Source organism: Streptomyces similanensis (genome assembly GCF_039543625.1).
In the GTDB taxonomy this organism is placed as follows: Bacteria; Actinomycetota; Actinomycetes; order Streptomycetales; family Streptomycetaceae; genus Streptomyces; species Streptomyces similanensis.
On the sequence record NZ_BAABKC010000070.1, the window covers coordinates 150,853 to 174,037 of the forward strand.

At 72.2% G+C, this 23,185-nt stretch carries 19 protein-coding genes; 12 read left to right on the forward strand and 7 right to left on the reverse strand.

Annotated features, from left to right (window positions below; genetic code table 11):
• Positions 1-22 precede the first annotated feature (22 nt).
• Positions 23-934, reverse strand: a complete 912-nt coding sequence (locus tag ABEB07_RS23515) for a carbohydrate kinase family protein (RefSeq protein ID WP_345670153.1) — start codon at positions 932-934, stop codon at positions 23-25.
• Positions 935-1,167: 233 nt separating this feature from the next.
• Between ABEB07_RS23515 and ABEB07_RS23520 the strand changes: the two genes are divergently transcribed.
• Positions 1,168-1,590 (forward strand): Rieske (2Fe-2S) protein, encoded by a 423-nt coding sequence (locus ABEB07_RS23520; RefSeq protein ID WP_176148513.1) that lies wholly within the window; start codon positions 1,168-1,170, stop codon positions 1,588-1,590.
• Between the two features lie 52 nt (positions 1,591-1,642).
• Here the strand turns inward: ABEB07_RS23520 and ABEB07_RS23525 are convergent, their stop codons facing one another.
• Positions 1,643-2,590: a hypothetical protein gene (locus tag ABEB07_RS23525; RefSeq protein ID WP_176148512.1), complete on the reverse strand. Its 948-nt coding sequence runs from the start codon at positions 2,588-2,590 to the stop codon at positions 1,643-1,645.
• A gap of 371 nt (positions 2,591-2,961) precedes the next feature.
• On the opposite strand from ABEB07_RS23525, the gene uvrC reads away from it, so the two are divergent.
• From uvrC to ABEB07_RS23575, 10 genes are all read left to right on the forward strand, one after another.
• Positions 2,962-5,040: an excinuclease ABC subunit UvrC gene (gene uvrC, locus ABEB07_RS23530; RefSeq protein WP_345670154.1), complete on the forward strand. Its 2,079-nt coding sequence runs from the start codon at positions 2,962-2,964 to the stop codon at positions 5,038-5,040.
• A 14-nt stretch (positions 5,041-5,054) separates the two neighbouring features.
• The gene (rapZ, locus tag ABEB07_RS23535; protein WP_176148510.1) at positions 5,055-6,059 is read left to right on the forward strand and encodes an RNase adapter RapZ; all 1,005 of its coding nucleotides are present in this window, start codon (positions 5,055-5,057) and stop codon (positions 6,057-6,059) included.
• A complete protein-coding gene (locus ABEB07_RS23540) occupies positions 6,056-7,150 on the forward strand; it encodes a gluconeogenesis factor YvcK family protein (RefSeq protein ID WP_345670155.1) in 1,095 nt (364 codons plus the stop codon). The genes rapZ and ABEB07_RS23540 overlap by 4 nt, the downstream gene beginning before the upstream one ends.
• Positions 7,141-8,130 carry a DNA-binding protein WhiA gene (gene whiA, locus ABEB07_RS23545; protein ID WP_176148508.1) on the forward strand — a complete coding sequence of 330 codons (990 nt, stop codon included), beginning with the start codon at positions 7,141-7,143 and terminating at the stop codon, positions 8,128-8,130. Before ABEB07_RS23540 ends, whiA begins: the two co-directional genes overlap by 10 nt.
• 1,129 nt (positions 8,131-9,259) lie before the next feature.
• Entirely contained in the window at positions 9,260-10,267 is a 1,008-nt protein-coding gene (gap, locus tag ABEB07_RS23550) for a type I glyceraldehyde-3-phosphate dehydrogenase (RefSeq protein ID WP_164588666.1), read from the forward strand.
• A 235-nt stretch (positions 10,268-10,502) separates the two neighbouring features.
• On the forward strand, positions 10,503-11,714 hold the full coding sequence (locus tag ABEB07_RS23555) for a phosphoglycerate kinase (RefSeq protein ID WP_345670156.1): 1,212 nt from the start codon (positions 10,503-10,505) through the stop codon (positions 11,712-11,714).
• 6 nt (positions 11,715-11,720) lie between these two features.
• Entirely contained in the window at positions 11,721-12,497 is a 777-nt protein-coding gene (tpiA, locus tag ABEB07_RS23560) for a triose-phosphate isomerase (RefSeq protein ID WP_164586660.1), read from the forward strand.
• A gap of 168 nt (positions 12,498-12,665) precedes the next feature.
• Positions 12,666-12,896 (forward strand): preprotein translocase subunit SecG, encoded by a 231-nt coding sequence (gene secG / locus ABEB07_RS23565; RefSeq protein ID WP_176151902.1) that lies wholly within the window; start codon positions 12,666-12,668, stop codon positions 12,894-12,896.
• Between the two features lie 246 nt (positions 12,897-13,142).
• Positions 13,143-13,478: an RNA polymerase-binding protein RbpA gene (locus ABEB07_RS23570; protein WP_006349936.1), complete on the forward strand. Its 336-nt coding sequence runs from the start codon at positions 13,143-13,145 to the stop codon at positions 13,476-13,478.
• A gap of 136 nt (positions 13,479-13,614) precedes the next feature.
• The gene (locus tag ABEB07_RS23575) at positions 13,615-14,838 is read left to right on the forward strand and encodes an MFS transporter (RefSeq protein WP_345670160.1); all 1,224 of its coding nucleotides are present in this window, start codon (positions 13,615-13,617) and stop codon (positions 14,836-14,838) included.
• Between the two features lie 233 nt (positions 14,839-15,071).
• On the opposite strand, the gene pgl is transcribed toward ABEB07_RS23575, so the two are convergent.
• From pgl to tkt, 5 genes are read right to left on the reverse strand one after another with little or no spacing between them, the layout of a single operon-like run.
• Positions 15,072-15,854, reverse strand: a complete 783-nt coding sequence (pgl, locus tag ABEB07_RS23580; protein ID WP_345670161.1) for a 6-phosphogluconolactonase — start codon at positions 15,852-15,854, stop codon at positions 15,072-15,074.
• Positions 15,851-16,909 carry a glucose-6-phosphate dehydrogenase assembly protein OpcA gene (gene opcA / locus ABEB07_RS23585; RefSeq protein WP_345670162.1) on the reverse strand — a complete coding sequence of 353 codons (1,059 nt, stop codon included), beginning with the start codon at positions 16,907-16,909 and terminating at the stop codon, positions 15,851-15,853. The genes pgl and opcA overlap by 4 nt, the downstream gene beginning before the upstream one ends.
• A complete protein-coding gene (zwf, locus tag ABEB07_RS23590; RefSeq protein WP_164583848.1) occupies positions 16,906-18,444 on the reverse strand; it encodes a glucose-6-phosphate dehydrogenase in 1,539 nt (512 codons plus the stop codon). Before zwf ends, opcA begins: the two co-directional genes overlap by 4 nt.
• Before the next feature lie 4 nt (positions 18,445-18,448).
• The gene (gene tal, locus ABEB07_RS23595) at positions 18,449-19,567 is read right to left on the reverse strand and encodes a transaldolase (RefSeq protein WP_176148503.1); all 1,119 of its coding nucleotides are present in this window, start codon (positions 19,565-19,567) and stop codon (positions 18,449-18,451) included.
• 34 nt (positions 19,568-19,601) lie between these two features.
• The gene (gene tkt / locus ABEB07_RS23600; protein WP_345670164.1) at positions 19,602-21,689 is read right to left on the reverse strand and encodes a transketolase; all 2,088 of its coding nucleotides are present in this window, start codon (positions 21,687-21,689) and stop codon (positions 19,602-19,604) included.
• Between the two features lie 444 nt (positions 21,690-22,133).
• On the opposite strand from tkt, the gene ABEB07_RS23605 reads away from it, so the two are divergent.
• Positions 22,134-23,120, forward strand: coding sequence for a heme o synthase (locus ABEB07_RS23605; protein ID WP_425589064.1), 987 nt, complete (start codon positions 22,134-22,136; stop codon positions 23,118-23,120).
• Positions 23,121-23,185: the final 65 nt, after the last annotated feature.

A 23,185-nucleotide genomic window follows, 5' to 3' on the forward strand; every position in this document is an offset into this window, starting at 1 on the left:
GGCGCGTCGGGCGGCGGCGCCGTCACAGCTCGCCCACCTCCGCGGCGTACGGCGGCTCGGCGCCCGCACGCGAACAGGTGAGCGCCGCCGCCCGGGCCGCGAACCGCAGCAGCCGGGTCCAGCCGGCGGCGCCCAGTCCCACGAGGTCGTCCGCGCGCAGCGCGTCCAGGGCGGCCAGACCGTGCAGCAGGGCCGCGTTCACCGTGTCGCCCGCGCCGATCGTGTCCACGACCTCGGTCTTCTCGCCCGGCACGGCATACTCAGCGCCGTCCGCCGTGTACGCGGTCAGCCCGTCGCCGCCGTGCGTGATCACGACGGCCGAGGGTCCGGCCGCCAGCCACTCGCGCGGCGTCCCGCCCAGCCACCGCGCGTCCTCCGCGGAGAGCTTGAGCAGCGACACCGACGGCAGCCACCCGCGAAAACGCGCCCGGTAGGCGTCCGTGTCCGGGATCAGCCCGGCCCGGATGTTCGGGTCCAGCGCGGTGAACACGCCCTCGGCGGCGGCTCCGCGCATCAGCTCCTCGTACGCGCTCGCGCCCGGCTCCAGCACCAGCGAGCAGGTGCCGAAGGACACCGCGCGGACGCCCGCGGGCAGTGCGGCGGGTGTCTCGAACAGCCGGTCGGCGGTCCCGTCGACGTAGAACGAGTAGGCGGCGGAGCCGTCGTCGCCGACCGTCGCGAGGGCCAGCGTGGTCGGCTCGGCGCCGCGCTGCACGGCGCGGACGTCCACTCCCGCGCGCCGCAGCCCGTCCAGCAGGGCCCGGCCGAAGGCGTCACGGGAGAGGCGGGAGCAGAAGGCCGCGGGGGAGCCGAGCCGGCCGAGTGCGACGGCCGTGTTGTACGGGCCGCCGCCGAGCGCCGGCTTGAGGTCCGCGAGCGCGCCCGCGCCCTGTGGAACCAGGTCGATCAGGGCCTCACCGGCGACGACGATCACGGGCGGGTCTTCCTCTCTCGGGGTGCGCGGGCGCCGCGCGAGGCGCGCCGGACGGAGCAGCGGGGCACTGGCACCGTACGGCGACGCGGCCCGGCAGGGCGAGGGGGCCGTCTCCTTCGTACGGAAAGCCGTCCCCTTCGTACGGAGAAGGGACCCCGACCCCGGTCCCGGGGCACGGCCGGCGCGGTGGGTATCGTCGGCGTGCACAACCCGCCCGACCAGTGGAGCGCCCCATGACCGGCCGTCCCTCCGCGAGCCGCCGTACGATCATCCGAGGAGCGGCCCTGACGCCCGTCGCCGGGCTCGGACTCGCCGCCTGCGGGCCGGGCGGCGGTGCCGGCCCCTCGGCGCCCACGGCCCCCGTCGACCTCGGCGCCGAGAGCGCGATCCCCAAGGGCGGCGCCAAGCTGTACCGGGACCACAACGTGGTCGTCAGCAAGGACGCGAGCGGCGCGCTGAAGGCGTTCAGCTCGATCTGCACGCACGCGGGGTGCGCGATCAACAAGCTCCAGGGCACCACCCTGGTCTGCCCCTGCCACGGCAGCGAGTTCGACGCCACCACCGGCGAGGTGGTGCGGTCACCGGCCACCCAGCCGCTGGCGGAGCTGCCGGTGCACGCGAAGGGCGGCAAGGTCGTCGCCGGACCGGGCGCCTGACCCGCCCCGCAGGCTCCGCCTCCCGGCCGCCCGTCCCCCTGGCGGCGGCCCCTCACTCCCACTCCCAGCCGATCCCCACCATCCCCGGCCGCACCCGCGGCTCGACCAGGTGCACCGAACGGTGCCGCTCGCTCACCGGGAGATCCTGCCGCCCGCCGCGCGGCGCGGCGGGCGACTGCTGGGTGAACCGGTGGCAGCGCACCGGCAGGGCGCCGGCGGCGAAGCGCACCTGGAGGGCGTACTGCCCGCCCGCCGAGCCGGAGCCCCGGACGTACTCGTGCGCCACCCCCGCGGTGCCGTCCTCGACGGCGTGCCGGAACACGAACGTGTCCCCGGACCGCAGCCGGGTGTCGAAGAGCAGCTCGGCCACGAGCACGCCCGTCTCGTGGTGCCACCGCACCCGTCCGGTACGGCAGTTCTCCAGCGCGTGCACGGCCATCCGCTCCGGCGCGCACCCCGGATCGCCGTGGTGGACCGCCACGAAACGGTCCACGCCGTCCCGGTGGGCGCGCACGATGTGCTCCGACTCGCGCCCGGCCAGCTCCCGGTGCGCCCCGACCCGTACCCGCTCGTGGTGCCCGAGCGTCTGCGGCGCGTCCTCGGGCGAGGCGTCCAGGGCCGCCAGCAGCCCGCACAGCACGTCCGACGCCTCCACCAGGGACCGGTAGGAGCGGCCGGCGGGCCGCGGGCCGGCCGGCGGCTGCCCGGACTCGGCCAGCAGCCGGATCAGCGACTCCTCCGGCAGCCGCAGTATCTCCTCCAGGGCCCGCACGGCCCGCAGCGACTCCGGGCGCTGCGGCCGCCGGGCGCCCTGCTGCCAGTAGCTCAGACTGGTGACCCCGACGCTGACCCCGTAGCGGGTCAGATGGTGCCGCACACGCTGCAACGGCAGCCCGCGGGCGGCGATCGCGGCACGCAGCGCCACATGGAAGGGACCGCCGCGCAGGGCCGAGTCCAGTTCCGCTGTGGCGACGTCCGCCTGCTGGGGGGCGTACGGCATGGACGGGCCTCTCTGTGAAGGTATGGGCGGCCGGCCGGTCCGTTCGCACGAGTCGCCGGGGTCACCGGCCGGCGTGCGGCGTGGGCGGAGGGCTTCTTCACATCCGTGCGCCGTCCCGGCCCCGACTTCCCCCGCATTGAAGCGTGTTGACCAAGCCCCGACAACACCTGCGGCCCCCGGCGGCCCACTCCTGGCCGAGTCCGCACCCCCGGCGACGGCCGCCCCGGCCGCCGTCCGCCACGCTCGCGCACCCAGCGAGGAGCGCTGGTCACAGCAGGTAGTCGCACATCAGTACGGCCGTCGGGGGCGCCGCGGCCCAGGTTGTCCACAGGCTCGCCGCGCTGTCGGTCCCCGCCAGTAGGGTGTGAGACATGGCCGACCCCTCCAGCTACCGCCCCAAGCCGGGAGAGATCCCGGACACGCCCGGGGTCTACAGGTTCCGCGACGAACACCGCCGGGTGATCTACGTCGGAAAGGCGAAGAGTCTGCGCCAGCGCCTGGCGAACTACTTCCAGGACCTGGCCAACCTCCACCCGCGCACCCGCACCATGGTCACCACCGCCGCGTCCGTGGAATGGACCGTGGTGTCCACGGAGGTCGAGGCCCTCCAGCTGGAGTACTCCTGGATCAAGGAGTACGACCCCCGGTTCAACGTCAAGTACCGCGACGACAAGAGCTACCCGTACCTCGCGGTGACGATGAACGAGCAGTTCCCGCGCGTCCAGGTCATGCGCGGCCACAAGAAGAAGGGCGTGCGCTACTTCGGTCCGTACGGGCACGCGTGGGCCATCCGCGACACCGTCGACCTGCTGCTGCGCGTCTTCCCGGTGCGCACCTGCTCGGCCGGCGTCTTCAAGAACGCCGCCCGCACCGGCCGGCCCTGCCTGCTCGGCTACATCGGCAAGTGCTCCGCCCCCTGCGTCGGCCGCGTCTCCGCCGAGGACCACCGGGAGCTGGCGGAGGAGTTCTGCGACTTCATGGCCGGCCGCACCGGCGCCTACCTGCGCCGTCTGGAGGAGCGGATGACGCGGGCGGCCGAGGAGATGGAGTACGAACGGGCCGCCCGCCTGCGCGACGACATCGGCGCCCTGAAGAAGGCCATGGAGAAGAGCGCGGTCGTGCTCGCCGACGCGACCGACGCCGACCTCATCGCCGTGGCCGAGGACGAGCTGGAGGCCGCCGTCCAGATCTTCCACGTGCGCGGCGGACGGGTGCGCGGACAGCGCGGCTGGGTCACCGACAAGGTCGAGGAGGTCACGACCGGCGCCCTCGTCGAGCACGCCCTGCAACAGCTCTACGGCGAGGAGAGCGGGGACGCCGTCCCCAAGGAGGTCCTGGTCCCGGCCCTGCCCGACCCCCTCGAACCGGTCCAGCAGTGGCTCACCGACCGCCGCGGCTCCGGCGTCTCGCTGCGCATCCCGCAGCGCGGCGACAAGAAGGCCCTGATGGAGACGGTGCAGCGCAACGCGCAGCAGGCGCTCGCCCTGCACAAGACCAAGCGCGCCTCCGACCTGACCACCCGCTCGCGCGCCCTGGAGGAGATCGCCGAGGCGCTCGGCCTGGACAGCGCCCCGCTGCGCGTCGAGTGCTACGACATCTCCCACCTCCAGGGCGACGACGTCGTGGCGTCCATGGTCGTCTTCGAGGACGGTCTCCAGCGCAAGAGCGAGTACCGCCGCTTCCAGATCAAGGGCTTCCAGGGCCAGGACGACGTCCGCTCCATGCACGAGGTCATCACCCGCCGCTTCCGGCGCTACCTGGCCGAGAAGGAGAAGACCGGCGAGTGGGCCGGGGACGGGACGGACGCCGCCGCCGACGGCGAGATCCTGACCGCCGACGGTTCACCCCTCGCGGACCTCGCCGAGGACGACGGGCGGCCCAAGCGGTTCGCCTACCCGCCCCAGCTCGTCGTCGTCGACGGCGGACAGCCCCAGGTCGCCGCGGCGCAGCGGGCGCTGGACGAGCTGGGCATCGACGACATAGCCGTCTGCGGCCTGGCCAAGCGCCTGGAGGAGGTGTGGGTGCCCGGCGAGGACGACCCGGTCGTCCTGCCCCGCACCAGCGAGGGCCTGTACCTCCTCCAGCGCGTCCGCGACGAGGCCCACCGCTTCGCCATCGGCTACCAGCGCACCAAGCGGGCCAAGCGGTTCCGGGCCGGCCCCCTCGACGAGGTCCCCGGCCTGGGCGACACCCGCAAACGCGCGCTGATCAAGCACTTCGGGTCGGTGAAGAAGCTGCGCGCCGCCACCGTCGACCAGATCCGCGAGGTGCCCGGCATAGGACTGAAGACGGCCGAGACGATCGCCGCCGCCCTCGCGCAGGCGGCCCCGGCCGCACCCGCCGTGAACACGGCGACCGGAGAGATCATGGAAGACGTGCAGGACACGGCGTACGGGACGACTCCGGACGCCGCGGGGGAGCCCGTGCCCACGGGCGCCCCGGACGAGTGACGGGGGCAGGAGACATGACCGAGCACGAGAGCCGGCCCGCAGCGGCACGAGATCAGGCTCAGGACGCGACACACGAGGACCAGCGGCAGCCCGCGGTCCAGGAGGAGTACGGAGCACAGGTGAGTCAGGGCATCGACACGGCGGGCTTCCCCGACGCGGCCATCCCCGAGCTGGTGATCATCTCCGGCATGTCGGGAGCCGGCCGGTCCACGGCCGCCAAGTGTCTGGAGGACCTCGGCTGGTTCGTCGTGGACAACCTGCCGCCCGCGCTGATCCCCACCATGGTGGAGCTCGGGGCCCGCTCGCAGGGCAACGTCGCGCGGATCGCGGTCGTCGTCGACGTCCGCGGCCGGCGCTTCTTCGACAACCTGCGCGAGTCCCTGGCGGACCTGGAGGCCAAGCACGTCACCCGGCGGATCGTCTTCCTGGAATCCTCCGACGACGCGCTCGTGCGCCGCTTCGAGTCGGTGCGCCGCCCCCACCCCCTCCAGGGCGACGGCCGCATCGTCGACGGCATCGCCGCCGAACGCGAACTGCTGCGCGAACTGCGCGGCGACGCCGACCTCGTCATCGACACCTCCAGCCTCAACGTGCACGAGCTGCGCGCCAAGATGGACGCCCAGTTCGCCGGCGAGGAGGAGCCCGAGCTGCGGGCCACGGTGATGTCGTTCGGCTTCAAGTACGGCCTCCCGGTCGACGCCGACCTGGTCGCCGACATGCGGTTCCTGCCCAACCCGCACTGGGTCCCGGAACTGCGCCCCTTCACCGGCGTCAACGAGGAGGTCGCCGCCTACGTCTTCAACCAGCCCGGCGCCAAGGAGTTCCTCGACCGCTACGCCGAACTGCTCAGGCTCGTCGCGGCCGGCTACCGCCGCGAGGGCAAGCGCTACGTGACCATCGCCATCGGCTGCACGGGCGGCAAGCACCGCTCGGTGGCCATGTCGGAGAAGCTCGCCGCACGGCTCGCGGCCGAGGGCGTGGAGACCGTCGTCGTCCACCGGGACATGGGGCGCGAGTGACCGGACGTTCCCGTCGGCTGAGCCGGCTGCGCCGGGTGGTGCCCGAGTCGCGCGCGGCCCGCCAGTCGGCCGAGCCGCGCGCGGCCCGCCTCGCCGAGGCCCGCGGCTACCGGCCGCGCCGCCGGGGCGCCCGGGACAAGGTGGTCGCCCTCGGCGGCGGCATGGGCCTGTCCGCCTCGCTCGCCGCGCTGCGCCGGATCACCGGCGACCTCACCGCCGTCGTCACCGTGGCCGACGACGGCGGCTCCAGCGGCCGGCTGCGCGACGAACTGGGCGTGCTGCCGCCCGGCGACCTGCGCAAGGCGCTGGCCGCGCTGTGCGGCGACGACGACTGGGGCCAGACCTGGGCCCGGGTCATCCAGCACCGCTTCACCTCCCAGGGCGACCTGCACGACCACGCGGTCGGCAATGTGCTGATCGTCGCCCTGTGGGAGCAGCTCGGCGACCACGTCCAGGCCCTTGACCTGGTGGGCAAGCTGCTCGGCGCGCACGGCCGGGTGCTGCCCATGTCCGCGGTGCCGCTGGAGCTCCAGGCCCTGGTCAAGGGGCACGACGCGGAGCGGCCCGACGACGTCGACACCGTCCGCGGTCAGGCGACCGTCGCGCTCACGCCGGGCGAGGTCCAGTCGGTGCACCTCGTGCCGCACGACCCGCCCGCGGTGCCGGAGGCCGTCGAGGCGGTCCTGGACGCGGACTGGGTGGTGCTCGGACCCGGCTCCTGGTTCTCCTCCGTCATTCCGCACCTGCTGGTCCCCGAGCTGCTGGACGCGCTCACCGAGACCAAGGCGCGCCGGGTACTCTCACTGAACCTCGCTCCGCAGCCGGGAGAAACCGACGGCTTCTCCCCGCAGCGTCATTTGGAGGTTTTGGGACGACACGCCCCTAAACTCGCCCTGGACGTGGTGCTGGCCGACGAGGCCGCCGTGCCCGACCGCGAAGTCCTCACCGAGGCCGCCAAGCGGTTCGGCGCCGCGGTCGAGCTGGCACCGGTGGCCCGGAGGGACGGAACTCCGCGGCACGACCCGGAGCTGCTGGCCGCCGCGTACGACCGTATTTTTCGGATGCATGGAAGGATCGGCCCATGGCGATGACGGCAGCGGTGAAGGACGAGATCTCTCGACTCCCCGTCACCCGGACCTGCTGCAGGAAGGCGGAGGTCTCCGCCATTCTGCGGTTCGCCGGCGGCCTCCATCTGGTCAGCGGGCGCATCGTGATCGAGGCGGAACTGGACACCGCGATGGCGGCCCGGCGCCTGAAGCGGGACATCCTGGAGATCTTCGGGCACAGTTCCGAACTGATCGTGATGGCCCCGGGCGGGCTGCGCCGCGGCTCGCGCTACGTCGTGCGCGTCGTCGCCGGCGGCGACCAACTGGCCCGTCAGACCGGGCTCGTCGACGGCCGGGGCCGCCCGATCCGCGGTCTGCCCCCGCAGGTGGTCTCGGGGGCCACCTGCGACGCGGAGGCCGCCTGGCGCGGAGCCTTCCTGGCGCACGGTTCGCTCACCGAGCCGGGCCGTTCCTCGTCGCTGGAGGTGACCTGCCCCGGCCCCGAGGCCGCGCTCGCCCTGGTCGGCGCCGCCCGCCGGCTCTCCATCGCGGCGAAGGCCCGCGAGGTGCGGGGAGTGGACCGGGTCGTCGTCCGTGACGGTGACGCCATCGGCGCCCTGTTGACCCGCCTCGGCGCGCACGAGTCGGTGCTCGCCTGGGAGGAGCGGCGGATGCGGCGCGAGGTGCGCGCCACGGCGAACCGGCTGGCCAACTTCGACGACGCCAACCTGCGCCGTTCGGCGCGCGCCGCGGTCGCCGCGGGCGCGCGGGTGCAGCGGGCGCTGGAGATCCTCGGCGACGACGTCCCCGAGCACCTCGCTGCGGCCGGGCGGCTGCGCATGGAGCACAAGCAGGCCTCCCTGGAGGAACTGGGCGCGCTCGCCGACCCGCCGCTGACCAAGGACGCCGTCGCCGGCCGCATCCGCCGGCTGCTCGCCATGGCCGACAAGCGCGCCTCCGACCTCGGCATCCCGAGCACCGAGGCGAACCTCTCCGAGGAACTCGCGGACAACCTCGCGGGCTGACGCCTCCACGGCGCGCTACGGCGCCCCACGGCACCCGCACGGGCCGACGCCGCGGGCTGCCCGGCGGCCGGGGTGGGCCAGGCGGCCGCACGGGCTGACGCCCACGCGGCAGCCCCGGTGCCCGACGGTGACGCGGGGGCCTCGCGGCCACTGTTGCGGGGGACGCGGGTGCTGGGCCCCCGGCCCCCGCGCCCATGAGGCGCGACGAATCCCCCACGGCCCTCGGGACCATCCGGTCCGGCGGGGGCGTCCACTCGTCCGCCGAGGCGGTTCCGGATCGTCGCCGGGCACCCCTTCCCCCACTCCACGGCGTGCGCACATCGGCCGCCCGGGTGCCTCCGGCCGCCAGTACGGTCCCCACCGGCCCCGGCCCCGGCCCCGGCCCCGGCCCCGGCCCCGGCCCCGGCCCCGGCACCGGCCACCAGCCTCGGCCACCGGTGGCCCGCCGCACCGTCCACGCCGCCCCCATGGATCGCCCACCAGCGCGGCCCGTTGGGGCGCCGGGGCCGCAGGCCCGATCAGCGACACGCCGTGACCTCGGCCATCCACACGGACCGATTCGGACACGCGCGGGCCCCCACCCCGACAGGGGCCCTTTCCCGTCACCGGCTCGCCCGCCTTCCGTCCCTCCCGTGTCCTCGTCCACCAACGCCGGGTCCGGCCGGGCGAAGGCACGTTTCCGATCATTCATGCGTGTTCGTGCGCTGTTCGGGGCACCCGCCCCCTGGCGCGGACCGGACGGCCGGCGGACCGTCTCCGGAGACGGCCGAGCGGCCGTCGAGGCCCGCGCCGAACCGCTCGGTTCCGGCCGCCGGCGCACCCCGCCGGAGGCCCGCCCGACGACCCCGGCGAAGGCGCCGGACACGACGCTTCTCATGTGAGCCGACACGCTCACGAAAGAGTGACCAATGCGGTCAACCCGTCACCGACATCCGTAGCGAATAGGAGTGAATCGGATGCTCGTGCGAGCGCCCCGTATCTCTACTGTCGGGTACGGAGAACCCCGCTTTCCGAGGGGCGTCCGAATGTCACTCGGGGGGTCTCGGAGGGGTAGGGTCGGGGTTGGTCGGGGACATCCCAATACAGCTCGCCGGTGTCGCAGCCGGCGTACCAACGAGGAGATCGGTTCGTGACGATCCGCGTAGGCATCAACGGCTTTGGCCGCATCGGTCGTAACTACTTCCGCGCGCTGCTGGAGCAGGGTGCAGACATCGAGATCGTGGCTGTCAACGACCTGGGTGACACCGCGACAACCGCTCACCTGCTGAAGTACGACACCATCCTCGGCCGCCTCAAGCAGGAGGTCACGCACACCGAGGACACCATCACCGTCGACGGGAAGACCATCAAGGTCCTCTCCGAGCGCAACCCCGCCGACATCCCGTGGGGCGAACTGGGCGTCGACATCGTCATCGAGTCCACCGGCATCTTCACCAAGAAGGAAGACGCCGAGAAGCACATCGCCGGCGGCGCCAAGAAGGTCCTCATCTCCGCCCCGGCGAAGGACGAGGACGTCACCATCGTGATGGGCGTCAACCAGGACAAGTACGACGCCGCCACGGACAACGTCATCTCCAACGCCTCCTGCACCACCAACTGTGTGGCGCCCATGGCGAAGATCCTCGACGAGAACTTCGGCATCGTCCGCGGTCTGATGACGACGGTGCACGCGTACACGAACGACCAGCGGATCCTGGACTTCCCGCACAAGGACCTGCGCCGCGCCCGCGCCGCCGCCGAGAACATCATCCCGACCACCACCGGCGCCGCCAAGGCCACCGCCCTGGTGCTGCCGCAGCTCAAGGGCAAGCTGGACGGCATCGCGATGCGCGTCCCGGTCCCCACCGGCTCGGTCACCGACCTGGTCGTCGAGCTGTCCCGCGAGGTCACCAAGGAAGAGGTCAACGCCGCCTTCCAGAAGGCCGCCGAGGGCGAGCTCAAGGGCATCCTCGAGTACACGGAGGACCCGATCGTCTCCTCCGACATCGTCAACGCCCCGGCGTCCTGCACCTTCGACTCGTCCCTGACCATGGTCCAGGACGGCAAGAACGTGAAGGTCATCGGCTGGTACGACAACGAGTGGGGCTACTCCAACCGCCTCGTCGACCTCACCGTCTTCATCGGCAACCAGCTCTGACCGGCAGGGCAGGCATCTCGATGTGAGATCAGGGCTCGGGCCGCGCACCACGCGCCGCCCGAGCCCTGACGCGCGTGCGGCGGGCCGGGCCACCATCCCGGCCCGCCGCCGGTGCGCGACGCCGGCCCAGCACCGTGCGCGAGCCCGCTCGCACAGCCGGTGCGCGACCCCGGCGCGCGTGCGGATCGACCAGCCCTCGTACGATCAAGAGCCACCTCCTCCAGGAGTCCCATCCATGAAGACGATCGACGAACTTCTCTCCGAAGGCGTGAACGGCAAGCGGGTCTTCGTCCGCGCCGACCTCAACGTCCCGCTGGCCGACGGTGTCATCACCGACGACGGCCGCATCCGCGCCGTCCTGCCCACCGTCAAGGCCCTCGCCGAGGCGGGCGCCAAGGTGGTCGTGGCCTCGCACCTCGGCCGCCCCAAGGGCGCCCCGGACCCCGCCTTCTCGCTGCTGCCCGCCGCCGAGCGCCTCGGCGAACTCCTGGGCGCCCCCGTGGCCTTCGCCCAGGACACCGTCGGCCCCGCCGCCCACGACGCCGTGGACGGCCTCCAGCCCGGCCAGGTCGCGGTCATCGAGAACCTGCGCTTCAACCCCGGCGAGACCGCCAAGGACGACACCGAGCGCGGCGAGTTCGCCGACGCCCTCGCCGCCCTCGCGGACGTCTACGTCGGCGACGGCTTCGGCGCGGTGCACCGCAAGCACGCCTCGGTGTACGACCTGCCGGCCCGCCTGCCGCACTACGCCGGCTACCTCATCACCACCGAGGTCGGCGTCCTGAAGAAGCTCACCGAGGACGTCAAGCGGCCCTACGTCGTCGCCCTCGGCGGCGCCAAGGTCTCCGACAAGCTCGCCGTCATCGACCAGTTGATCGGCAAGGCCGACCGGCTGCTCATCGGCGGCGGCATGGCCTACACCTTCCTCAAGGCCAAGGGCTACGAGGTCGGCATCTCGCTCCTCCAGGAGGACCAGGTCCCGGCCGTCAAGGAGTACCTGGAGCGCGCCGAGAAGCAGGGCGTGGAGCTGGTGCTCCCCGTCGACGTCGTGGTCTCCCGGGAGTTCCCGGACCTGAAGACCAAGGCGCCGACCGACCACACCGTGGTCGACGCGGACAAGATCCCCGCCGACCAGGAGGGCCTGGACATCGGCCCGAGGACCCGGGAGCAGTACGCCGCGAAGCTCGCCGACGCCGCGACCGTCTTCTGGAACGGTCCGATGGGCGTCTTCGAGCACCCCGACTACGCCGAGGGCACCAAGGCGGTCGCCCAGGCACTGGTCGACTCGGACGGCTTCTCGGTCGTCGGCGGCGGCGACTCCGCCGCGGCCGTGCGCACCCTGGGCTTCGACGAGACCGCATTCGGCCACATCTCGACCGGCGGCGGCGCCTCCCTCGAATACCTTGAGGGCAAGACGCTCCCCGGCCTCGCCGCACTGGAGGACTGAACCTCAATGACCACCCGCACGCCGCTGATGGCGGGCAACTGGAAGATGAACCTCAACCACCTCGAGGCCATCGCGCACGTCCAGAAGCTCGCCTTCGCCCTGGCCGACAAGGACTACGACGCCGTAGAGGTCGCCGTTCTGCCGCCCTTCACCGACCTGCGCTCCGTGCAGACCCTGGTCGACGGCGACAAGCTCAAGATCAAGTACGGCGCCCAGGACATCTCGCAGCACGACTCCGGCGCCTACACCGGCGAGATCTCCGGCCCGATGCTCGCGAAGCTCAAGTGCACCTACGTGGCCATCGGCCACTCCGAGCGCCGCCAGTACCACGACGAGACCGACGAGATCGTCAACGCCAAGGTCAAGGCCGCCTACAAGCACGGCATCACCCCGATCCTGTGCGTCGGCGAGGAACTGGACGTCCGCGAGGCGGGCAACCACGTCTCCCACACCCTCGCCCAGGTCGAGGGCGGTCTGAAGGACCTCCCGGCCGAGCAGGCCGAGACCGTCGTCATCGCCTACGAGCCGGTGTGGGCCATCGGCACCGGCAAGGTCTGCGGCGCCGAGGACGCCCAGGAGGTCTGCGCCGCCATCCGCGGCAAGCTCGCCGAGCTGTACTCGCAGGACGTGGCCGACCGGGTCCGCATCCAGTACGGCGGCTCCGTGAAGTCGGGCAACGTCGCCGAGATCATGGGCCAGGCCGACATCGACGGCGCCCTGGTCGGCGGCGCCTCGCTGGACGCCGACGAGTTCGTCAAGATCGTCCGCTTCCGCGAGCAGTGAGCGCGACGGTGCGCCGGAAGGCGGGCCGAGCTGTGAGTATGCGGTAGCGGCGATCCGTCGTACCCTTGCGGGGGCGCGGCAAGCGTGTCGGCGCGCGGCTGGTCCGCGTGACACCTGCCGGGCCCCTGTCGTCCATCCGAATCCGAGGAAGTTGGTCCAGCCGTGGTTTTGGGGTTCTCGATCGCCCTGATCGTCTTCAGCCTGCTGCTGATGCTGCTGGTGCTGATGCACAAGGGGAAGGGCGGCGGCCTCTCCGACATGTTCGGCGGCGGCATGCAGTCGTCCGTCGGCGGCTCCTCGGTCGCCGAGCGCAACCTCGACCGCATCACCGTGGTGATCGGTCTGCTGTGGCTCGCGTGCATCATCGTGCTCGGCATCGTCATGAAGTCGAACGGCTGACGCGCCGCACACCGGACCGCGCCGAACGGTTCGTCACGGCGCGGCGGACACCGCACATTCCCGTACGTAAGGCCCCATGGTCGGTACGCGCTCCAGGGCGCGGCCTATCATGGGGCTTGCGTCTGTGTACGGGAGGCGGTAACTCCCATCACTGGACGCGCGTTGGGCCTTACGTAGACTGAGGCGCTCGCAGCGAAGAGAAACGCCGACTCGCTTCGCGGCACCATCACGCAGGGAGTTACGACCGTGGCAAGTGGCAACGCGATCCGGGGAAGCCGGGTCGGTGCGGGGCCGATGGGCGAGGCCGAGCGCGGCGAGTCCGCCCCGCGCCTGCGCATCTCCTTCTGGTGCTCCAACGGGCACGAGACCCAGCCGAGCTTCGCCAGCGACGCGCAGGTCCCCGACACCTGGGACTGCCCGCGCTGTGGATTCCCGGCCGGCCAGGACCAGGACAACCCGCCGGACCCGCCGCGCACCGAGCCGTACAAGACGCACCTGGCGTACGTACGGGAGCGGCGCAGCGACGCGGACGGCGAGGCCATCCTCGCCGAGGCCCTCGCCAAACTGCGCGGCGAGATCTAGGAGTTGACGTCCGGTCGGACGCCCACGGGCGTGGCGCCGGACCTCCTTGCCGCCCCGGGCGGCCGGCCGTCGCGGCCTGATTGTCAGTGGTGCCCTCTACGGTTTGCGCATCGGGCGAATCGTGAGGGGGACGACGGTGACGACGATCGACGCGGCTGAACCGGCCGAGAGCGCGGTACGGCCCGCGTGGGGCGGGGCGTTCGGACGGCTGTGGAGCGCCGCCGTGCTGTCCAGCTTCGGCGACGCGCTGCGCACGGCCGCGCTGCCCCTGCTCGCCGCCTCCCTGACCGACGAGCCGCTGCTCATCGTCTCGGTCACCGCCTGCGGCTATCTGCCCTGGCTCCTGTTCGGGCTGCTCGGCGGCGCCGTCGCCGACCGGGTGGACCAGCGGCGGGCGATGTGGACGGTGGACGCGGTACGGGCCGTGCTGGTCGGCGGCTTCGCGGTGGCCGTCGCCCTCGGCCACGCCTCGATCGCCCTGCTGATCTGCCTGGCCTTCGCGCTCACCACGCTCCAGACCCTCTTCGACAACGCGGCGACGGCCCTGCTGCCCGCCCTGGTGGACCGCGCGGCGCTCGGCGGCGCCAACGCCCGGCTGATGACCGGACAGCGCGTCGCGGGCGGACTGCTCGGCGGACCGGTGGTGCCCCTGCTGCTCGCCGCCGGCGCGGCCGCGCCCTTCGCCGCCGACGCCGTCACCTTCCTGGTGGCCGCGGCGCTGGTGGCCTCGCTGCGGGTCTGCGCGCCCGAGCGGGCGCGACGGCCGCGGGGCAGCACCCTGCGCGGCGAGATCGCCGAGGGGCTGCGGGTGCTCGGCCGGGACCGGTCCCTGCGGGCGCTGTGCGCCGCCACCGCCCTGTGCAACGTCGGGATGGGCGCCCTCATCGCCGCTCTGGTGGTGCTCGTGACCGGCTGGCTGCGGGCCGGGCCCGGGGGATACGCGGCGGCGATGACCGCCTACACGGTGGGGAGCCTGGCCGGGGGAGCGGTCAACGGGTGGGTGGTGACGCGGCTGGGGCGGATCCGGGCCGTGCTGGTGGCGGGGGCGGTGCAGACCGGTGCGCTGGTCGTCATGGGGTCGGTGCGTCAACTCGCCGCGCTGGTGGGGGCGATGGCGGTGTTCGGGGTGATGGGGATGGTGTGGAACGTCAACACGACGACGTTGATGCAGCAGCGGAGTCCCGCGGGGATGCTGGGGCGGGTCAGTGCGGCGTTTCGGACGCTCGCCGTGGCGGGGGCGCCGCTCGGGGCGGTGCTCGGCGGTGTCGTGGCCACCGCCTGGGGGTTGAACACGCCGGCGTTGCTCGCGGCCGGGTTCTTCGTGCTGTCCGTCGCCGTGCTGATAGCCGGCGGCGGCTGAGACGAGGAAGGAGCGGCGGGGGTTTCCGCCCCCGCCGCCCCTACCCGTCCCGTCCCTGGGGGCTGCAGCCCCCAGACCCCCGCTTCGGCCCGAACGGCCTCGTCCTCGAACGCCGGACGGGCTGCTGAGGCGGGGGCGGGGAACGGCGTACCGCCCTCAGACCCCCGCTGTCGGCCTGAACGGCCTCGTCCTCAAACGCCGGACGGGCTGTTGAGGCGGGGGCGGGGGGCTGGTCAGGCCGAGGCCGGGGGGTACAGGCTTCTCGGGAGTTGGGATGCCGCCGGTGTGTCCAGGAGCCACAGGGTGCGGGCGCGGCCCCGGGCGCCCGCAGCGGGGGCCTGGAGTTCGCCGGCGCCCGAGAGGGCCATGGCCACCGCGTTCGCCTTGTCCTCGCCCGCCGCCAGCAGCCAGACCTCACGGGCCGAGCGGATCGCGGGGAGGGTGAGGGAGACGCGGGTGGGCGGCGGCTTCGGCGAGCCGTGGACGCCGATCACCGTGCGCTCGGTCTCCCGTACGCCCGGGTGCTCCGGGAAGAGGGAGGCGACGTGAGTGTCCGGACCGACGCCCAGCATCAGGACGTCGAAGGCGGGCACCGCGCCGTGGTTCTCGGGGCCGGCCGCGCGGGCCAGCTCCTCGGCGTAGGCGTCCGCCGCGGCCTCCACGTCCCCTCCGTACGGACCGTCCGACGCGGGCATGACGTGCACGCGCTTCGGGTCCAGCGGCACGGAGTCCAGCAGCGCCTCGCGGGCCTGCGTGACGTTGCGCTCGGGGTCGCCCTCCGGCAGGAACCGTTCGTCGCCCCACCACAGGTCCAGACGGCCCCAGTCGATCGCGTCGCGGGCGGGCGCGGCGGCCAGCGCGGCCAGCACGCCGTTGCCGTTGCGACCGCCGGTCAGGACCACGTCCGCCGAGCCCGTCGACGCCTGCGCGTCGACGATCTTCGTGATCAGGCGGGCCGCGGCGGCCTGCGCCATCAGCTCCTTGTCGCGGTGGACGACCAGCTGCGGGGTGCTCACTTCGCCGTCGCCTTCCGGGTCGGGGCCTTGCGGGCCGTCTTGGCGGCGGCCCGGCGCGCGGGCACCTTCACCGCGTCCTCCTCGGGCGTGGCGATCGCCACCGGCCCCTGCTCGGCGGATCCCCGGTCGCCGTCGCCGAGCCGGTCCACGCCGAAGCGCAGCGCCGACGCGTACGTGTCGTCCGGGTCGAGGCGGCGCAGCTCCTCGGCGATCAGCTCGGCCGTGTCGCGGCGCTTGAGCGCCACCGCGCGCTCGGGCTGGCCCTCGATGGACAGGGTCGCCAGCCGGCCGTCGGCACGGTCCAGCCGGATCGCCCCGCAGCTCGTGTCCATCCGGACCGCGGTCAGGCCCGGTCCGGCGGACAGGGTCCGCCGGACCGGCACGCCCAGCCGGTCCGCGAGCCACATCGCCAGCAGCTCACAACTCGGGTTGGACTCCTCGCCCTCCACCTCGACGGCGCCGACCTCGCAGGTCACCTGGTCCAGGGCCGCCGCCAGCATCGAGCGCCAGGGCGTGATCCGGGTCCAGGACAGGTCGGTGTCGCCGGGGGCGTAGGCCGCGGCCCGCGCCGTCAGCTCCCGTACCGGGTCCGCGGAGGTGTAGGTGTCGGTGACCCGGCGCTGGGCCAGGGCGCCCAGCGGGTCGCTGGCCGGGTCGAGCGGGGCGTCCACCGGCCACCACACGACGACCGGCGCGTCCGGCAGCAGCAGCGGCAGCACCACCGACTGGGCGTGGTCGGAGACCTCGCCGTACATCCGCAGCACCACCGTCTCGCCGGTGCCGGCCTCCGCGCCCACCCGCACCTCGGCGTCCAGCCGCGAGGTGGTGCGGTCGCGCAGGGTGCGCGAGACGCGGCGGATGACGACCAGGGTGCGCGAGGGGTGCTCGCGGGAGGCGTCGCCGGCCGCCTTCAGGGCGTCGTAGGCGTTCTCCTCGTCGGTGACGATGACCAGGGTGAGCACCATGCCGACGGCGGGGGTGCCGATCGCGCGGCGGCCCTCGACCAACGCCTTGTTGATCTTTCCGGCCGTGGTGTCCGTCAGATCGATCTTCATGGCCGGCGCCAGCTCCGTCCGTCTCGTGCGAGCATCTCGTCCGCCTCGGTCGGGCCCCACGTGCCCGACGGGTACTGCGCGGGCCTGCCGTGCTCGTCCCAGTACTCCTCGATCGGGTCGAGGATCTTCCAGGACAGCTCGACCTCCTCCGTGCGCGGGAAGAGGTTGGAGTCGCCCAGCAGCACGTCGAGGATGAGCCGCTCGTAGGCCTCGGGGCTGGACTCGGTGAAGGACTCGCCGTAGGCGAAGTCCATCGACACGTCCCGGATCTCCATCGACGTGCCGGGCACCTTGGAGCCGAAGCGCACCGTCACGCCCTCGTCGGGCTGGACGCGGATGACGACCGCGTTCTGCCCGAGTTCCTCGGTGGCGGTGGTGTCGAAGGGGGAGTGCGGGGCGCGCTGGAAGACCACCGCGATCTCGGTGACCCGCCGGCCGAGGCGCTTGCCGGTGCGCAGGTAGAAGGGGACGCCCGCCCAGCGGCGGTTGTCGATCCCGAGCTTCACGGCCGCGTAGGTGTCGGTCTTCGACTTCTCGTCGATGCCGTCCTCTTCGAGGTAGCCGATCACCTTCTCGCCGCCCTGCCAGCCGGCCGCGTACTGGCCGCGCACCGTGTGCGCGCCCAGGTCGTCGGGCAGCCGGACCGCGCCGAGCACCTTCTCCTTCTCCGCCGCGAGCGCGTCCGCGTCGAACGAGGAGGGCTCCTCCATCGCGGTGAGCGCCAGCAGCTGGAGCAGGTGGTTCTGGATGACGTCACGGGCGGCGCCGATGCCGTCGTAGTAGCCGGCCCGGCCGCCGATGCCGATGTCCTCGGCCATCGTGATCTGCACGTGGTCCACGAAGGACCGGTTCCATATGGGCTCGAACATCTGGTTGGCGAAGCGCAGCGCCAGGATGTTCTGGACGGTCTCCTTGCCCAGGTAGTGGTCGATCCGGAACACCTGGTCCGGCGCGAACACCTCGTGCACGATCGCGTTCAGCTCTTCGGCCGACCTCAGGTCGTGGCCGAACGGCTTCTCGATGACCGCGCGCCGCCAGGAGCCGCCCGACTGGTCGGCCAGGTCGTGCTTCTTCAGCTGCTGGATGACGACCGGGAACGACTTCGGCGGCACGGACAGGTAGAAGGCGAAGTTGCCGCCCGTCCCCTGCGCCTTGTCCAGCTCGTCGATCGTGCCGCGCAGCCGTTCGAACGCCTCGTCGTCGTCGAAGGTGCCCTGCACGAAGCGCATGCCCTGGCTGAGCTGCTGCCAGACCTCCTCGCGGAACGGCGTGCGCGCGTGCTCCTTGACGGCGTCGTGCACGACCTGGGCGAAGTCCTCGTCCTCCCAGTCGCGGCGGGCGAAGCCGACCAGCGAGAAGCCCGGCGGCAGCAGACCCCGGTTGGCGAGGTCGTAGACGGCCGGCATCAGCTTCTTGCGGGACAGGTCGCCCGTGACGCCGAAGATGACCAGGCCCGACGGCCCCGCGATGCGCGGGAGCCGTCGGTCCGCGGGGTCACGGAGCGGGTTCGCCCCGGTACCGGAACGGGATGACAAGGTGTCAGCCCTTCGCGGGGGCGAGGCGCTTGAGCTCCGCCTCGGTCGACTTCAGCAGGTCGTTCCAGGAGCCCTCGAACTTGTCGACGCCCTCGTCCTCCAGGACCCGGACGATCTCGTCGTAGGAGATGCCGATCTTCTCCAGGGCGTCCAGGTCGGTGCGGGCCTGCTCGTAGGTGCCCGTGACGGCGTCGCCGCGGATCTCCCCGTGGTCGTCGGTGGCCTCCAGGGTGGCCTCCGGCATGGTGTTGACCGTGTTCGGCGCGACCAGTTCCTCGACGTACATGGTGTCCTTGTACGCCTTGTCCTTGACGCCGGTGGAGGCCCACAGCGGACGCTGCTTGTTCGCGCCCGCGTTCTCCAGCGCGTCCCAGCGGTCCGAGGAGAAGACCTCCTCGTAGGCCTGGTAGGCCAGGCGCGCGTTGGCCACGCCCGCCTTGCCGCGCAGGGCCTTGGCCTCGTCGGTGCCCATCTCGTCGATGCGCCGGTCGATCTCGGTGTCCACCCGGGACACGAAGAACGACGCCACCGAGTGGATCTCGGACAGGTCCAGGCCGCGCTCCTTGGCCTTCTCCAGGCCGGTCAGGTACGCGTCCATGACCTTGCGGTAGCGCTCCAGCGAGAAGATCAGCGTGACGTTGACGCTGATGCCGTTGCCGATGGTCTCGGCGATCGCCGGCAGACCCGCCTCGGTGGCCGGGATCTTGATGAGCGTGTTGGGGCGGTCCACCAGCCAGGCCAGCTGGCGGGCTTCGGCGACCGTCGCCTTGGTGTTGTGCGCCAGGCGCGGGTCGACCTCGATGGAGACCCGGCCGTCCTGGCCGTCGGTGGCGTCGAAGACCGGCCGCAGGATGTCGGCGGCGTCCCGGACGTCCGCCGTGGTGATCATGCGGATGGCCTCTTCGACGGTCACCTCGCGGGCGGCCAGGTCCGACAGCTGCTGGTCGTAGCCGTCGCCCTGCGAGATCGCCTTCTGGAAGATCGTCGGGTTGGTGGTGACGCCCACGACGTGCTGCTGGTCGATCAGCTCGGCGAGGTTGCCGGACGTGATCCGCTTGCGCGACAGGTCGTCCAGCCAGATCGCGACGCCTTCATCGGAGAGGCGCTTCAGTGCGTCTGTCATGGAAAATGCATCTCCTACGTGTCGTATGTGAGCGTCAGCGCTGGGCGGCGGTGAGGGATTCGCGGGCCTTGGCGGCCACGTTCTCGGCGGTGAAACCGAACTCGCGGAAGAGCACCTTGGCGTCGGCGGAGGCGCCGAAGTGCTCCAGCGAGACGATGCGTCCGGCGTCCCCGACGTACTTGTGCCAGGTCAGTCCGACGCCCGCCTCGACCGCGACACGCGCCCGCACGGCCGGCGGCAGCACGCTCTCCCGGTACCCCTGGTCCTGCTCCTCGAACCACTCGACGGACGGCATCGACACCACCCGGGTGGGCACGCCGTCGGCCTGGAGCTGCTCGCGCGCCTCGACGGCGACGTGCACCTCGGAACCGGTGGCGATCAGGATGACCTGCGGCTCGCCGCCCTCGGCCTCCAGCAGTACGTAGCCGCCCTTGGCCGCGTCGTCGTTCGCCTCGTACGTCGGCACGCCCTGCCGGGTCAGCGCCAGCGCGTGCGGGGCGCCCTTGCCGTACTCCTTCGTCCAGCGCCGGTGGATCTCGCGCCAGGCGATGGCGGTCTCGTTGGCGTCGGCCGGGCGGACCACGTTCAGGCCGGGGATGGCGCGCAGCGAGGCCAGGTGCTCGACCGGCTGGTGGGTGGGGCCGTCCTCGCCCAGACCGATGGAATCGTGCGTCCACACGTACGTCACCGGCAGGTGCATCAGCGCGGACAGGCGCACCGCGTTGCGCATGTAGTCCGAGAAGACGAGGAAGGTGCCGCCGTAGGCGCGGGTGTTGCCGTGCAGCGTGATGCCGTTCAGCTCCGCGCCCATCGAGTGCTCGCGGATGCCGAAGTGGACGGTGCGCCCGTACGGGTTCGCCTCGGGCAGCGGGTTGCCCTCGGGCAGGAACGACGACGTCTTGTCGATCGTCGTGTTGTTCGAGCCGGCCAGGTCGGCGGAGCCGCCCCACAGCTCGGGGACGACCTCGCCGAGCGCCTGGAGCACCTTGCCGGAGGCGGCACGCGTGGCCACGGACTTGCCGGTCTCGAACACCGGGATCTTCTCGTCCCAGCCGGCCGGCAGCTCGCCCCGGGCGACGCGGTCGTACTCGGCGGCGCGCTCGGGGTTGGCCTCGCGCCAGGCCTGGTACGACTTGTCCCACTCGGCGCGCAGCTCGCGGCCGCGCTCCAGCGCGCCGCGGGTGTGGGCGAGGACCTCGTCGGCGACCTCGAACGTCTTGTCCGGGTCGAAGCCGAGGACGCGCTTGGTGGCCGCGACCTCCTCGTCGCCCAGCGCCGAGCCGTGCGCGGCCTCGGTGTTCTGCGCGTTCGGGGCGGGCCAGGCGATGATCGAGCGCATCGCGATGAAGGACGGCCGGTCGGTGACGGCCTTGGCCTCCTGGATCGCGGCGAAGATCGCCGCCGGGTCCAGGTCGCCGTCCGCCTTCGGCTCCACGCGCTGCACGTGCCAGCCGTAGGCCTCGTAGCGCTTGGCGGTGTCCTCGGAGACGGCCGTCTCGGTGTCGCCCTCGATCGAGATGTGGTTGTCGTCCCACAGCAGGATCAGGTTGCCCAGCTTCTGGTGGCCGGCCATCGACGACGCCTCCGCCGAGATGCCCTCCTGGAGGCAGCCGTCACCGGCGACGCAGAAGATGAAGTGGTCGAACGGGGAGTCGCCGCGGGCGGCCTCCGGGTCGAACAGACCGCGCTCGTAGCGGGCGGCCATCGCCATGCCCACCGCGTTGGCGACACCCTGGCCCAGCGGGCCGGTCGTGGTCTCCACGCCCCGGGTGTGCCCGTACTCGGGGTGGCCCGGGGTCTTCGAGCCCCAGGTGCGGAACGCCTTCAGGTCGTCCAGCTCCAGGCCGAAGCCGCCCAGGTACAGCTGGGTGTAGAGGGTCAGGGAGGAGTGGCCCGCGGACAGCACGAAACGGTCGCGTCCCACCCACTGCGTGTCCGCCGGGTCGTGCCGCATCACCTTCTGGAACAGGGTGTAGGCGGCGGGAGCGAGGCTCATGGCCGTACCCGGATGGCCGTTTCCGACCTTCTGTACGGCATCGGCGGCCAGGACACGCGCGGTGTCCACCGCACGCTGGTCCAATTCGGTCCACTCGAGGTCTGTGGTGGTCGGCTTGGTGCTCACCCTGGCTCAGGGCTCCTCTCCACTGTCGGATGCCGGTGCACGTGCCCGCGCACCGGCTGCCGGCGTTCTCCGCGTCGGCCGGCCGTTGTTGAGCCTACCCTCGTAAAGACGTGCGTTTTTTCGCGTCATTCCAGAGTGCCGGGACTCTGTGAAATCCGCCTGCCGACTGGGCCGGGAGCGTATTCGGCAACTGAATACGGACCCGCTCATCCGATCGCTCAATCGAGCTGTCGCGCGCCCTTCGGAACACCGTTCCCGCCGCGTTCCGGAACACGCGTTCCGGCGTCCGGCGACCCGCTCGGCGGCACCGGCGCGCGGGGCGCGGCCAACACGACCCGACCCCCGCGAATGCCCGGGTCTGGGCAACGTCTACAGTGGCGTGGTACGCGCGAGCCTTCACCGTCGGTGCACATCGGCGGGGCTCGCTGGGAGTCTCTGTCAGGGGTGTGCGTGACGGCCGTCGAATCCCGTCCTGGGGGTCCCTCCCAGACCCTTAATGTCGTGGGGGAGGGACTACTCGGTGCAGGCCAGAGCCCGAGCCACCGGCCGTTCGGGGCCCGTGTCAAGGCGTTCGTGGCGCTGACCAAGCCACGGATCATCGAGTTGCTGCTGATCACCACCGTTCCGGTGATGTTCCTCGCCCAGCAGGGTGTGCCCGACCTCGGTCTGGTGCTGCTCACCTGCCTCGGCGGCTATCTCTCGGCGGGCGGCGCGAACGCGCTGAACATGTACATCGACCGGGACATCGACGCGCTGATGGACCGCACCGCGCAGCGGCCGCTGGTGACCGGCATGGTGAGCCCGCGCGAGTGCCTCGCCTTCGGCATCACGCTGGCGGTCGTCTCGACGCTGCTGTTCGGGTTCACCGTCAACTGGCTGTCCGCCTGGCTGTCGCTCGGAGCGCTCCTCTTCTACGTCGTCGTCTACACGATGATCCTCAAACGGCGTACGTCGCAGAACATCGTCTGGGGCGGGATCGCCGGCTGCCTGCCCGTCCTGATCGGCTGGTCCGCGGTCACCAACTCCATGTCGTGGGCGCCGGTCGTCCTGTTCCTCGTCATGTTCTTCTGGACGCCGCCGCACTACTGGCCGCTGTCCATGAAGGTCAGGGAGGACTACGCGCGCGTGGGCGTGCCGATGCTGCCCGTCATCGCCTCCAACAAGGTGGTCGCCCGGCAGATCGTGATCTACAGCTGGGTGATGGTGCTGGTCTCGCTGCTGCTGACCCCGCTCGGTTACACCGGCTGGTTCTACACGGTGGTGGCGCTGGCGGCCGGCGGCTTCTGGCTGTGGGAGGCGCACGGCCTCCAGAACCGTGCCAAGGCCGAGGTGACGGGCGGCAAGCTGAAGGAGATGCGGCTGTTCCACTGGTCGATCACCTACGTGTCGATCCTCTTCGTGGCCGTCGCGGTGGACCCCTTCCTGCGCTAGGGACTGTTCGGGGTTCGGATCTTGTCGAGGCTCCATGGTGGGCCGGTCCGGGCTGGTAGAACTCG

Excerpts from the sequence above, each read along its gene's own strand:
- tal (WP_176148503.1), bottom strand. The coding sequence starts at position 19,567 with ATGACAGACGCACTGAAGCGCCTCTCCGATGAAGGCGTCGCGATCTGG.
- tpiA (WP_164586660.1), top strand. The coding sequence starts at position 11,721 with ATGACCACCCGCACGCCGCTGATGGCGGGCAACTGGAAGATGAACCTC.
- uvrC (WP_345670154.1), top strand. The coding sequence starts at position 2,962 with ATGGCCGACCCCTCCAGCTACCGCCCCAAGCCGGGAGAGATCCCGGAC.
- ABEB07_RS23520 (WP_176148513.1), top strand. The coding sequence starts at position 1,168 with ATGACCGGCCGTCCCTCCGCGAGCCGCCGTACGATCATCCGAGGAGCG.
- opcA (WP_345670162.1), bottom strand. The coding sequence starts at position 16,909 with ATGAAGATCGATCTGACGGACACCACGGCCGGAAAGATCAACAAGGCG.
- whiA (WP_176148508.1), top strand. The coding sequence starts at position 7,141 with ATGGCGATGACGGCAGCGGTGAAGGACGAGATCTCTCGACTCCCCGTC.
- ABEB07_RS23555 (WP_345670156.1), top strand. The coding sequence starts at position 10,503 with ATGAAGACGATCGACGAACTTCTCTCCGAAGGCGTGAACGGCAAGCGG.
- rapZ (WP_176148510.1), top strand. The coding sequence starts at position 5,055 with ATGACCGAGCACGAGAGCCGGCCCGCAGCGGCACGAGATCAGGCTCAG.
- ABEB07_RS23525 (WP_176148512.1), bottom strand. The coding sequence starts at position 2,590 with ATGCCGTACGCCCCCCAGCAGGCGGACGTCGCCACAGCGGAACTGGAC.